The organism is Enterobacter sp. AG326, assembly GCF_004362415.1.
Taxonomy (GTDB): Bacteria; Pseudomonadota; Gammaproteobacteria; order Enterobacterales; family Enterobacteriaceae; genus Enterobacter; species Enterobacter asburiae.
In genome coordinates, this window is sequence record NZ_SNXG01000001.1 from 940854 (window position 1) to 953571 (window position 12718).

At 55.9% G+C, this 12718-nt stretch carries 10 protein-coding genes and 2 tRNA genes; 5 read left to right on the forward strand and 7 right to left on the reverse strand.

Features of this window, described 5'->3' with window-relative positions:
• Positions 1–6: 6 nt before the first annotated feature.
• Both DFO52_RS04490 and DFO52_RS04495 read left to right on the forward strand, forming a co-directional pair.
• Positions 7–2196 (forward strand): TonB-dependent siderophore receptor, encoded by a 2190-nt coding sequence (locus DFO52_RS04490; RefSeq protein WP_029741691.1) that lies wholly within the window; start codon positions 7–9, stop codon positions 2194–2196.
• Positions 2197–2360: 164 nt separating this feature from the next.
• Positions 2361–2436: transfer RNA gene (locus tag DFO52_RS04495), tRNA-Asn, on the forward strand.
• A 54-nt stretch (positions 2437–2490) separates the two neighbouring features.
• Here the strand turns inward: DFO52_RS04495 and DFO52_RS04500 are convergent.
• The gene (locus DFO52_RS04500; protein ID WP_054830247.1) at positions 2491–2892 is read right to left on the reverse strand and encodes a RidA family protein; all 402 of its coding nucleotides are present in this window, start codon (positions 2890–2892) and stop codon (positions 2491–2493) included.
• A 141-nt stretch (positions 2893–3033) separates the two neighbouring features.
• On the opposite strand from DFO52_RS04500, the gene DFO52_RS04505 reads away from it, so the two are divergent.
• Positions 3034–3954 carry a LysR family transcriptional regulator gene (locus DFO52_RS04505; RefSeq protein WP_133549476.1) on the forward strand — a complete coding sequence of 307 codons (921 nt, stop codon included), beginning with the start codon at positions 3034–3036 and terminating at the stop codon, positions 3952–3954.
• 152 nt (positions 3955–4106) lie between these two features.
• On the opposite strand, the gene DFO52_RS04510 is transcribed toward DFO52_RS04505, so the two are convergent.
• Positions 4107–5018, reverse strand: a complete 912-nt coding sequence (locus DFO52_RS04510) for a LysR substrate-binding domain-containing protein (RefSeq protein WP_133549478.1) — start codon at positions 5016–5018, stop codon at positions 4107–4109.
• A gap of 170 nt (positions 5019–5188) precedes the next feature.
• Between DFO52_RS04510 and DFO52_RS04515 the strand changes: the two genes are divergently transcribed.
• Entirely contained in the window at positions 5189–5797 is a 609-nt protein-coding gene (locus tag DFO52_RS04515; RefSeq protein ID WP_133549480.1) for a glutathione S-transferase family protein, read from the forward strand.
• A gap of 43 nt (positions 5798–5840) precedes the next feature.
• On the opposite strand, the gene cbl is transcribed toward DFO52_RS04515, so the two are convergent.
• Both cbl and nac read right to left on the reverse strand, forming a co-directional pair.
• The gene (gene cbl / locus DFO52_RS04520; protein ID WP_023336219.1) at positions 5841–6791 is read right to left on the reverse strand and encodes an HTH-type transcriptional regulator Cbl; all 951 of its coding nucleotides are present in this window, start codon (positions 6789–6791) and stop codon (positions 5841–5843) included.
• A 96-nt stretch (positions 6792–6887) separates the two neighbouring features.
• Entirely contained in the window at positions 6888–7805 is a 918-nt protein-coding gene (gene nac / locus DFO52_RS04525; protein ID WP_008499475.1) for a nitrogen assimilation transcriptional regulator NAC, read from the reverse strand.
• Between the two features lie 320 nt (positions 7806–8125).
• On the opposite strand from nac, the gene DFO52_RS04530 reads away from it, so the two are divergent.
• Positions 8126–8201 (forward strand) — tRNA-Asn (locus DFO52_RS04530).
• A gap of 145 nt (positions 8202–8346) precedes the next feature.
• On the opposite strand, the gene ldtA is transcribed toward DFO52_RS04530, so the two are convergent.
• From ldtA to DFO52_RS04545, 3 genes are all read right to left on the reverse strand, one after another.
• On the reverse strand, positions 8347–9243 hold the full coding sequence (gene ldtA, locus DFO52_RS04535) for a L,D-transpeptidase (protein WP_133549482.1): 897 nt from the start codon (positions 9241–9243) through the stop codon (positions 8347–8349).
• Between the two features lie 61 nt (positions 9244–9304).
• A complete protein-coding gene (locus tag DFO52_RS04540; RefSeq protein ID WP_121931999.1) occupies positions 9305–11998 on the reverse strand; it encodes a cation-transporting P-type ATPase in 2694 nt (897 codons plus the stop codon).
• Between the two features lie 47 nt (positions 11999–12045).
• On the reverse strand, positions 12046–12477 hold the full coding sequence (locus DFO52_RS04545) for a universal stress protein (protein WP_023312348.1): 432 nt from the start codon (positions 12475–12477) through the stop codon (positions 12046–12048).
• Positions 12478–12718 lie beyond the last annotated feature (241 nt).

The following is a 12718-nucleotide window of genomic DNA, read 5'->3' on the forward strand; positions in this document are numbered from 1 at the left end:
ATAACAATGAAACGTTCTCATCTTTGGGTTTTAAATCCTTGCTTGCTTGCAATGCTTTCTACCTCTGCGTGGGCGGAAGAACAAAAGGAAGAAAATATCGTTGTCTCCGCCAGCCGCGCGCACCGCAGCGTGGCGGAGATGGCGCAGACCACCTGGGTCATTGAGCGGGCTGAAATTGAGCAGCAGGTTCAGGGCGGGAAAGAAATTAAAGAGGTGCTGGCGCAGCTGATCCCGGGCATGGACGTCAGCAGCCAGGGCCGTACCAACTACGGCATGAACCTGCGCGGCCGCTCCATGATGGTGATGGTGGACGGCGTTCGCCTGAACTCGTCCCGCAGCGACAGCCGCCAGCTGGACTCTATCGATCCGTTCAACATTGACCGTATCGAAGTGATCTCCGGCGCTACCTCGCTCTACGGCGGCGGCAGCACCGGCGGCCTGGTGAACATCGTCACCAAAAAGGGCCAGCCGGATACCGAAGTTGAGTTCCAGACAGGGGCAAAGAGCGGGTTTAACAGCCACAACGATCACGATGAGAACGTGTCGGCAGCCGTAAGCGGCGGCAACGACAACGCCTCCGGTCGTCTGTCGGTGTCGTATCAGCGCTACGGCGGCTGGTATGACGGCAAAGGCAACGAGGTGATTATCGATAACACCCAGACCGGCCTCCAGTATTCCGACCGTATTGATGTGATGGGAACAGGCACCATCAACATTGACGATCGTCAGCAGCTGCAGCTGACGACGCAGTACTACAAGAGCGAGTCCGACGGCAAGCATGGGCTGTATCTCGGGAAGAACTTCTCGGCGGTAACGGGCGATGCGACCGCGTACAACAAAGGTAATCTCGATTCTGACCGCGTACCGGGCACCGAGCGCCATCTGATTAACCTGCAGTACTCCAATACCGACTTCTGGGGCCAGGATCTGGTCGCGCAGATTTACTATCGCGACGAGAGCCTGACCTATTATCCGTTCCCGACCCTGACCAAAGGCGTGGTGAGCAGCATCGGGGCTTCACAGCAGAAAACCGATTTTTACGGCGGCAAGCTGACGCTGAACAGCAAGCCGGTGGACGATTTAACGCTGACCTGGGGTGTGGATGCCGACCACGAAACCTTCGATGCCAACCAGCAGTTCTTTAACCTGAGCAAGGCCGCGGCGAGCGGCGGCATGGAGCTGGATAACGCCTACAACGTCGGCCGTTACCCGGGCTACAGCATCACCAACCTCGCCCCGTTCCTGCAGGCCAGCTACGACATTGACGCCATCACCCTGAGCGGCGGCGTGCGTTATCAGTACACCGAAAACAAGGTGGACGACTTTGTCGGTTACGCCCAGCAGCAGGCCATCGCCACCGGGAAAGCCACCTCCGCCGACGCGGTACCGGGCGGGAAAACCGATTACAACAACTTCCTGTTCAACGCCGGGATCCTCGGTCGCCTGACCGAACAGCAGCAGCTGTGGTTTAACTTCTCCCAGGGCTTCGAAATTCCGGACCTGGCGAAGTACTACGGCTCCGGCACCTATCAGCTCAGCAACGGTCACTACCGCCTGCTGAACAGCGTCAACGTGAACGACTCGACGCTGGACGGTATCAAGGTCAACGCTTATGAGCTGGGCTGGCGCTACACCGGCGATAACCTGCGCACGCAGGTCGCGGCGTATTACTCGCTCTCGGATAAAACCATCACCATCAACAAGACGGATATGACCATCAACCTGGAAGACGACAAGCGTCGTATCTACGGGGTGGAAGGTCAGGTGGACTATTTCTTCACCGACAGCGACTGGAGCACCGGTGCGAACTTTAACGCCATCAAGTCTGAAACGCGCGAAAACGGCAAATGGGAGAAGCTGACGGTCGACAGCGCCAGCCCGTCGAAAGCCAGCGCATGGGTCAACTGGGCGCCGGGCGACTGGACCCTGCGCGTGCAGAGCACGCAGACCTTTGACGTGTCAGACTCCGACGGCAAGAAGATCGATGGCTATAACACGGTCGACTTCCTGGGCAGCTACGCCCTGCCGGTGGGTAAGGTCAGCTTCAGCGTGGAAAACCTGCTGGACAAAGACTACACCACCGCCTGGGGCCAGCGCGCGCCGGGGCTGTATAGCCCAACCTACGGCGCACCGGGCCTGTATACCTATAAAGGCCGCGGACGTACCTTTGGTCTGAACTACTCCGTACTGTTCTGATCCTGCGCGCCGCCTGCGGGCGGCGCTTTTTGCTGTGTAATTTCAACGCAAATTTGCCATAAAATCAGCGATTTGCTGAAATTGTCGGCAAACGAACGAAAAGTTTAATTTCCCCCTTTGACAAGGTGAACGCAGGTCGATAATATTCGCCCCGTTCACACGATTCCTCTGTAGTTCAGTCGGTAGAACGGCGGACTGTTAATCCGTATGTCACTGGTTCGAGTCCAGTCAGAGGAGCCAAATTTAAAAAGCCTGCTTTTAAAGCAGGCTTTTTGCTTTTCTGCGTATCTGAAGTTAACTCTGAATCGCATCCAGCCTGGCAATCACCTTAATCTCAAACTGGAATCCGTACAGCCACGTCACGCCGATCCCGGTCAACGTAGGGTAAGGCGCTTCCCCCCAATATTCTGGCAGGATTCTCCAGATAGCGTCGAGGTTTGACTCGGGATCGACGACAAAGAGGGTAACGTCAACTACGTCATCGAACGTGCAGCCCGCAGCCGTAAGAACAGCATTAAGGTTATCGAATGCCAGCCGGATCTGCGCGTTGAGATCCTCTTCCGGCGAACCATCCTCCCGGCTACCAACCTGTCCCGAAACAAACAGGAAGCCGTTAGATTTGATGGCGGGTGAATAGCGATTGCGCTCATAGAGCGCCTGCCGACCGAAGGGAAAAACGGCTTCGCGCGTTGTCATGTTTGTACCTCTGTAATGGGGCTAAATCTGCCCGGTGAGCATAAACACACTTTACAGGCGCCGGAGCGGGCGGATAAACAAGCGACTTTGTCCATCATTGTTTGTAATATCCAAACAATCGATGAAAAAAGAGGACAAGGGATGGATCGTTTCGATGCGATGCGCGCCTTTGCTCGCGTGGTGGAGGCAGGCAGTTTCACCAGGGCTGCCCAAACGCTTCATATGAGCAAAACCACGGTGACGCAGCTTATTCAGCAGCTGGAAGCGCGACTGCGCGTCAGGCTGCTCCATCGCACTACCCGTAGGCTCGGTGTGACTCCTGATGGCGCGGTCTACTACGAGCGCGTCATCCGCCTGCTGGCGGACATGGAAGATGCTGAAAATAGCCTCTCCAGTTCGGCGATGACGCCCAGGGGACGGCTACGGATAGATGTGCCCACTCCTCTCGCCCGCCTGGTGCTGGTGCCCGCGCTACCGGCTTTTCACGCGCGCTACCCTGATATCCAGTTCGACATGGGCGTGAGTGACCGGGTGGTGGATCTGATCGGCGACAACGTGGATTGCGTCGTGCGCGGCGGTGCAATCAACGACCAGTCCCTGATCGCACGCCATGTCGGCGATTTACAAATCGGTGTTTACGTCGCACCGAGCTATGTGGAACGCCTCGGCGCCCCTGCGCACCCGCGAGAGCTGGAAAACACGGACCATCGCATAGTGGGATTCTTGTCCTCACGCACCGGCAAGGTTGATCCTCTGGTACTGCACGGTGAGAGTGAACGTATTGAAATCACGGGAAGCTATGTGCTTGCAGTGGATGATGGCAACGCCTACCTCGAAGCTGGGCTCGCGGGATTAGGCGTGATTGCGCTACCCGTCTATATGGCGGCAGCGCATCAGGCATGTGGTTCCTTGATTCCGCTATTTGAAGACTGGCGTATTGATCCAATGCCCCTGTATCTGGCATTTCCGCCGAACCGCCACGTTAACGCCAAACTGCGTGTTTTTATTGATTGGATCGTTGAATTGATGCAGCAGCATGTCCCTACTTCTGCCAATAAATAACTGCATCTCAGCCCGCTGAGTCGTATATCAGCTTTGACTAGTGGTCATCATGGCGTTTTGACAGAAAGGGAATTCAAAGTTGGCTTACAACTTAGCCAACTTTTGGGTAAGGCGATCCAGTCAAAGGAGCCAAATTTGAAAAGCCTGCTTTTCTATTGGCCGTTGCTTTCCGCGGCAACCACCAACTGCCGCCAGGCCGCCACTTCCTCATCCAGCCACGCGACAAAAAGAGCCACCTCCGGCTTCGTCTCCGTTGCCTGTGCTGTCACCAGCCAGTAAGGCCAGGGATACGGCGCGGTGATGGAGGTTAGCTGGACCAGCTCGCCCCGGGTGATGGCATCCTGAACCAGAGAGCGGCGCTCCAGCGCGATGCCTTTCCCGAGCCGAACGGCTTCAATAATGATATTGGAGTCGTTAATGCATAAACCGCCAGGCACGATCTCTTTCTCCAGCCCCGCATTCACGCACCACGTTTTCCACGACTCCATGGAAAAAATAATATGACTTTTTGCAATCTCAGCCGGCGTAGCGGGCAGCACACCGCCGTTATAGCCGGGTGCGGCCACCACAATGAGTTGATCGGAAAAAAGGTAATGGCTTTCACTCCCTTCCCAGTTTCCCTTCCCCATCCGTATCGCGATATCTATCCCCTCCTGCTGCAGGCTGGTGACCGTCAGGCTGGCCTGGATCCGCAGGGTGATAAGTGGATATTTCGCGCGAAAGCGTTCCAGGCGCGGCAACAGCCAGTGGCATCCAAAAGACGGCACCATCGCCAGCGTCAACTCCTGCTTTCTCGGCTTCACCTGCACGAGCCGGGTGGCATCTGCGATATGGTTCAGCGCCTCGCGTACCTGTAAGGCATAGAGCCGCCCTTCTTCGTTGATCTGCACCCCGCGTCCCTGACGGATAAAGAGCTTAACGCCCACCATCTCCTCCAGCAGTTTGATCTGCTGGCTGATAGCGGAATGGGTAACGTGGAGTTCTTTCGCCGCCAGCGTCACGCTGCCAAGACGGGCGACGGCTTCAAAGCTTCGCAAACTGGCAATGGGTGGAAAATCCGACATGAAAGCACTCCCTTATCAGCGCTGGATGTATAACGACAGCTTGCCCACATGTCAGTAATACTAACCTTTACGGTAAGATACTGAAGATATTCGCCAGGAAGTTTGTATTGTACTGTCTGTTCATCCTCTTCAATGACGCGTTATTTCACAGAGACAGGAAAACGGGAACGATGATTAAGCTTGTTGGCATGATGGATTCACCTTATGTACGGCGCGTGGCGATCTCCCTTGAGCTTTATGGCGTTGATTTTGAAAGCCAGCCGCTGTCGGTCTTTAGCACTTTCGAAGCGTTCTCCCGAATCAACCCCGCGGTAAAAGCGCCCACGCTGATTCTGGATAACGGAATACGTTTGATGGATTCGTCGCTGATACTGAATTATTTCGAGGCTCAGGCCGCCCCCGGGCGGAGGCTCCTGCCCGTCGCGCCGGATGCGCTGGCAAACGATCTTCAGACGCTGGGCTTTATCCTCGCCGCCGCGGAGAAAGCCGTGCAAAATGTGTATGAACACCACCAGCGCCCGGTGGAAAAGCAGCACGCTTTATGGGTCGAACGCATTACAACCCAGCTGCTTGCTGCCTGCAGGGAATGGAATGTCTTGCTGAAGACGCGTCCGACCTCCGCCGCTCCCGATCAGGTTGCCGTCACGAGCACGGTTGTCTGGACGTTTATTCAGTCGATGATCCCCCACGTCGTTAACGCAGCGGATTTTAGAGAGATTCAGGCGGTTGCCGAATCATTCGAATCACAGGCGGTCTTTAAAAAATATCCGTTCAACTAAGCGATGAGCCCGGTCAGCGCAGCGCTACCGGGCAAACCAGCGCCTAAATCTGATAATCAATCGCCACTTCTTCCGGTTCCATCACCTGGCGTTTAATCTCATCCACCGACAGCCCGGCGTTGCAGAGCTCGATAAAGCGCCACACGTAGTTGCGCTGCAGCTGCCCGCGCTTCAGGCCAAGCCATACGGTATTGGCGTCAAACAGATGACGCGTATCAAGACGCACCAGGTTCCCGTCCTCGCGTTCTCCGCTGGACTGTTCCGCCACCAGGCCAATGCCGAGACCCAGCTCGACGTAGGTTTTGATCACGTCAGAATCCTGCGCGCTCAGCACCACGTCCGGCGTTAGCCCTTTGCGGTTGAACGCCTCGTCTATGCGCGAGCGTCCGGTTATCCCCTGGCGGTAGGTAATTAGCGGCCATTTCGCGACGTCTTCCAGCGTCAGAGGGGAAACCTGATTCAGCGGGTGATCGACCGGGAGTAATAAGCTGTGGTACCAGCGGAACCAGGGGAACGCCACCAGCAGCGGGTCGTTGCTCAGGCGTTCGCTGGCAATGCCGATATCCGCCCCACCGTTTTGCAGCAGCACTTCAATTTCCTGCGGCGTGCCCTGGATGAGCTCCAGACGGACGTCGGGGAAAAGTTCGCGGAATGCTTTAATCACCGGCGGCAGGCTGTAGCGCGCCTGGGTGTGGGTGGTGGCGATGGTGAGTACGCCCGAGGCGTCATTGGTGAAGAGATCCGCCAGACGACGCACGTTGCTGGCCTCGTTGAGGATCCGCTCAGCGATAGTGAGTAAAGCCTTGCCCGGCTCCGTCATGCCGAGCAGCCGCTTGCCGCGACGGATAAAGATCTCTATGCCCAGCTCCTCTTCCAGCTCGCGGATATGGCGGCTGACGCCGGACTGAGAGGTATAAAGCATATTGGCGACCTCGGTCAGGTTGTAGTCCCGCCTGGCCGCCTCACGGATAATTTTAAGTTGCTGGAAATTCACGATTCACTCCGGCGCATCTGACATAGCTCTATTGTTAGAGTCAGCCGCGCTGCAGAACAAATAATAAAAACCAGCATCTTATGCTTTTATGGAATATCAGCTCACGAGCTGGAGTTCACGGTTCTCAAGCGACGGCTTGCTGACCAGCGACATCAAAATCTCTTTTACCGCCTGCGCCTGCGGCGACAGCGAACCGCGTGCAGACATATTCAGCGACAGCGGCAGGCTCATCGAAGGCGTGGTGATGCGCGCCATCCAGCCGTTTGCCGCGCTGCACAGCGAGCGTGCTGCGGATTCCGGCAGAACCGTCACGCCCATTCCGCTGGCAATGGCCGCGGTGAGCGTGGAGATTGAGTCAATTTCACCGATGATTTTAGCCGTCAGGCGGCGCAGGGAGAACGCTTCGTCCACGCGCACGCGCACGGCGCTGTAGTCGCGCGGTAGATAAAGGTTCATCTCTGCCACGGCGGTAAGGTCTACGCTCTGGCCCGGACAGTCGCGGGTCCCCACGAGGTAGAGATCTTCTTTCAGCAGCGGCTGGCTGGTGATGCCGGCGACCGGGGAGCGATCGTAAAGGACCGCCATATCCAGCTGGCCGTTGAGCAGTTTGTCATTCAGCACGGAGCCGCTGTTTTCGTGCAGGTACACCAGCACCTCAGGCAGCTCGGCGCGAACGGCCTGCAGCAGCGGCATGGTAATAGAGGACGCGGCCGTTCCCGGCGCCAGGCCGATAGAAACGTGCCCGCTCAGGGTCTGTCCCACGTTATTCACCGCAAGCTGCGCCTGTTCACACTGGCGGAGGATGGTGCGCGCATGGGTATACAGGATCTTGCCTGCTTCCGTTGGCGTGACGCCGCGTTTGGTGCGGATCAACAGCTGCTGATCCATCTCGCCTTCCAGAGTAGCCACCTGCTGGCTCAGCGCAGGCTGCGCGATATGCAGCACTTCTGCCGCTTGAGTCAGGCTGCCGATATCGACGATTTTTACGAAGTATTTCAGTCGTCTTAAGTTCATTTTGCCCCCTGTTCGAAATGCTGTGCCGGAAACGGCTGTCGTTGTTGAACAGGTTTTGCAATATGAATGCCACTTTTACCAGGCGGTCTAAATTGTTCGCTAAGCGCCTGAAAATAAGGAAACCTAATTACAGAGGGGGGTTTTATTACCGAAACAGCAGTTTATGATCTGCCCCATTAGGGGTATACCCGCACCATGACGGTGCATTCCGCTGTCAAAAACATCACTTTGCCGATTTTGTCAGCAAACGATCAAAAGGCGTTGATCCACCCTTTGACAAGGCGAACGCAGGTCGATAATATGCGCCCCGTTCACACGATTCCTCTGTAGTTCAGTCGGTAGAACGGCGGACTGTTAATCCGTATGTCACTGGTTCGAGTCCAGTCAGAGGAGCCAAATTTAAAAAGCCTGCTTTTAAAGCAGGCTTTTTGCTTTTCTGCGCAAGGTAAATGCAAAACGGCAACCGGGTTGCCGTTTTTAGTGTTTGCACCCTCTCCCGCGGGAGAGGGCTGGGGTGAGGGCACCAGCCCGCACTTTCCCTTCACATACCGATCTTAACCGGCATCCCCGACCGCCGTTCCAGCTCAGCGCCCGCGCCCTCGTTTATCAGCTGCGTTCGCTGCGCGGCTGAAATGGGCAGCGGCACTTTACTGGTCGATTCAAACTCCGCGCGGTTACGTGATAATGGCTCGTGAACTTCCACCCAGTGGCTGCCGTCCGGCTCGGTGGTGACTTTAACCGGCCTGTCGATCAGCTGCACGCGGGTGCCTACGGGAACATTATCGAAAAGATACTTGATGTCGTTATTACGCAGACGGATACAGCCCTGGCTCACCCGCAGCCCGATGCCGAAATTCGAGTTTGTGCCGTGAATGGCATACAGCCTGCCGATATAAATCGCATACAGCCCCATCGGGTTATCCGGCCCGGCGGGCACAAATGCCGGCAGCGTTTTCCCTTCTGCCGCATAGGCGCGACGCGTATTCGGCGTCGGAGACCAGGTTGGCCCCTCCTGCTTACGCTCAACGGCCGTCACCCAGTTACGCGGGGTTTCGCGCCCGGCCTGACCGATGCCGATGGGCAGTACTTCAACGGTGTTACCGCCAGGCGGGTAATAGTAAAGGCGCATTTCTGCCGCGTTAACGATAATGCCCTCGCGGACGGTGTCAGGCAAAATCAGCTGCTGAGGTATCACCAGCCGGGTGCCGGATTTGGGCAAAAAAGGATCCACGCCCGGGTTTGCTTCCAGCATATTGCTTAGCCCCTGCCCGTACCGCGCGGCAAAGGCTTCCAGAGGCAGCGTGTTGCCTTCGGGAACGGTGATGATAATCGGGTTTCCCACCAGACGACTGCCTTCCGGCGGAAGCGTATAGGTTACGGCAAACGCACCGGGTACAGCGGCACACAGCGTAAGGACGAACCAGGTAAGTCGAATCATAGTTTCCTGTGCTCAAAAAAGAGAAAGCCTAGTCTCAGGCAGGCTTTCTCAGTTTACGCTATTACGCCTCGGTTTTGCGCCACCTGCGCGTCAGCACTTTCTCCGCCTCGACAATAAGGAACATCACAAAACCAATCAGGAAGGTGATGACCCAGTAGCGGAACGGCAGCGCTTCGGTGCCAAACAGCATCTGCATGAACGGTGCGTAAATGATAAGAAGCTGTAACGCCAGCAGTACGCCGCTCACGATCCAAATCCCTTTGTTCGCCAGCAGGCCTTTGCTCAGCGAGAAGCCGTCATTAACGCGGCAGTTGAGCATGTAGAACCACTGCGCAGTGACCAGGGTTTGCAGCAGCACGGTGCGGATAAATTCCGCCGAATAACCGCGCGGCTGAAGCCAGGCTTCCAGCACGAAGGCGCTAATGGCAATCATCAGACCGACAAACACGACGCGCCAGATGGCATAGCCGTCCATCACATGGAGATTCGCCTTGCGCGGTGGCCGGTTCATGATGTCCTTCTCACCCGCTTCAAACGCCAGGCCAAACGACAGCGTTGCCGACGTCGCCATGTTCATCCACAGGATCAGGACCGGCGTCAGCGGGATCAGGTTCCCCGCCAGCAGCGCGATGATGATCAGCAGAGCCTGCGCGATGTTGCTGGGGATAACGAACAGAATGGTCTTTTTCAGGTTATCGTAAACCCGGCGTCCCTCGTGCACCGCGCTTGCAATGGTGGCAAAGTTGTCATCCGTTAACACCATGTCGGCGGCTTCCTTGGTCACTTCCGTCCCCTTAATCCCCATGGCAATACCCACATCCGCCCGCTTGAGCGCGGGGGCATCATTTACGCCATCCCCGGTCATGCCCACGACTTCCTGCTTACTTTGCAGAGCCTGCACAAGGCGGAATTTATCCTCCGGGCTGGTTCGGGCGAAAATATCGTACTGCTGCGCGGCGTCGCTCAGCTGACGATCGTCCATCGCCTCCAGCTCACGTCCGGTGATAGCGCTTGCGGCGTTACCAATCCCCAACATTTGCCCAATGCTCATTGCCGTTTGCGGGTGGTCGCCGGTGATCATTTTCACGCGGATCCCGGCCTGCAGACAGTCGGCAATGGCGGTAATGGCTTCAGGACGCGGCGGGTCCATCATCCCTGCAATACCCAGCAGGATCACGCCATCATGCAGGTCCGGGTGATCCAGCTCGCGTTGTCCCTCGCGGGCAGGTTTCCAGGCCGCGGCCACCATGCGCAGACCTTCCCGGGCATACTCTTCAATCTTCCCTTCCCAGTAAGGCTGATCGAACGGCTGCAGTCCGTCATTCGTCTGCTGGTACTGGCAGAGGCGGAACAGGACGTCCGGCGCGCCGGTGATTAAAATCACCTCTTCATCGCCCAGCCGGTACAGCGTGGACATGTATTTATACTGTGAATCAAACGGGATTTTGCTGCGCATTTCGGTGTCGACCGGTGGGAGCGGGATTTTCGCCGCCAGCACCTTCAGCGCGCCCTCGGTTGGGCCCCCGGTGATTTTCCACAGCCCCTGCTCGTCTTTGATTAGCTGGCTGTCATTGCAGAGGTCAATGGTGCGCAGATAGCGTTCCAGCAGGGAACCCTGCGTCACGCTGACGGGCGTCGGGTCATCTACGGGGTGAATATTCCCCACCGGTTCGTAGCTGTCGCCCTCTACGCGATAGGTCGTGTCAGCGGTAATCACTGCTTTGACCGTCATTTCATTCATCGTCAGGGTGCCGGTTTTATCCGAGCAGATGACCGTCATCGCCCCCAGCGTTTCCACCGTAGGCAGCTTGCGAATAATGGCCTTGCGACGCGCCATGGCCTGTACGCCAAGCGAAAGGATGATGGAAATAATGGCCGGCAGGCCTTCCGGCACGGCGGCAACGGCGAGGCTGATAAGCGACAGCACCAGTTCAGAAACCGGCATATCCCGGAACAGGAGGCTAAAGACAAACAGCGCCACCATCATCACCAGGATAGTGATGAAGATGGTCTTACCGAGCTTATCCATCTGCACCATCAGCGGCGTGCGGTGCTTTTCAATGTCGGACATCATCTGATTGATGTGGCCCAGCTCGGTCTCGCCCCCGGTTGCCACCACCACGCCTTTACCGCCGCCGGAGCTGACGGTAGTGCCTGAGTAGAGCAGATTATACCGGTCACCTAAGGGCAGTTCCCCGCTTAACGCATCGCTGTTTTTCTCAACAACGGTGGATTCGCCGGTCAGGATGGCCTCCTCCACGCGCAGGTTATGCGCTTCAACCACGCGCAGGTCCGCAGGGATACGATCCCCGGCGCGGATCACCACGATATCTCCCGGGACCAGCGCCGTGGTGGGGATCGTTTCGTGATTCCCCTGTCGTACCACCACGGCTTCGCTGGAGAGCATATTGCGAATGCTCTGCAACGATTTTTCAGCATTGCTCTCCTGGATATGGCCAATCAGCGCGTTAATGATGGCAACCCCAAGGATCACAAACATGTCTACCCAGTGGCCCATAAAGAGCTTAAGCAACGCGGCCACCAGCAGAACGTAAATCAATACGTCGTTAAAATGCGCCAGGAAGCGTAGCCAGGCGGGTTTACCCTTTTTTTGCGGTAACGCATTCTCACCGTGCTGCTGAAGTCGGGCTGATGCCTCTGTGCCGCTAAGGCCTTCCAGGGTGGAGTGGATATTCGACAGGGTTTCGTCAACGGTTTGTTGATAATACGGACGTTCAGGTTTTCCTGTTTTCATCGTTCCTTCCTCAGGTTCTATTCAGAAATCACCTTGCTTCTCTGTAATTAACGAATAACGAAAACAGGAACATGAGCGTAACGAACAATACTTGCCGCCTCCGATCCTAACAAATGGGTTTGAATATTTGGATTTCGCGAGCCGACAATAATCGCGCCGACGGTAAGTTCATCCGCCAGCTTAATAACCTCATCACGAACATTCCCGCTACGGACGTGGAGATGAACACGCTCTTCTGGCAGATTTACTTTTTTGACCAGATCAGACAGCTTTTCTTTTGAATTATTAATCATATATTCATCCATTTTGCGCGCATCTGAAATAAAACCACGCGTCAGTTCGGCTGAAAATTTGGGCATGACGTGCAGCAAATGAATGTCACCCGATGCGCTTTGCGCCAGAAACTGTGCATGCTGCAACGCTTTATCCGCCAGGCTTGTCTCGTAGACATCCACCGGAACGAGAATGTTTTTATACATATCGAGCATCCTTTTTATAACCAACACGAGAGTGAATGAAGCAAAAAAACGCATTAAATGCAGGGGGTTGCCCTTAATGACAGTTACGATAAAAAGAGATGAACAATATTAAACGTAGCACAGGAATATCAGATTTAGCGTTTCCCCACTGATAATGGTTATTTAACATTTATCTTTTCGCCGACTATGCTCATAGTCAGCCACCGCTTCCGACTCATGGAGGAATGTATGTATGGTTTAA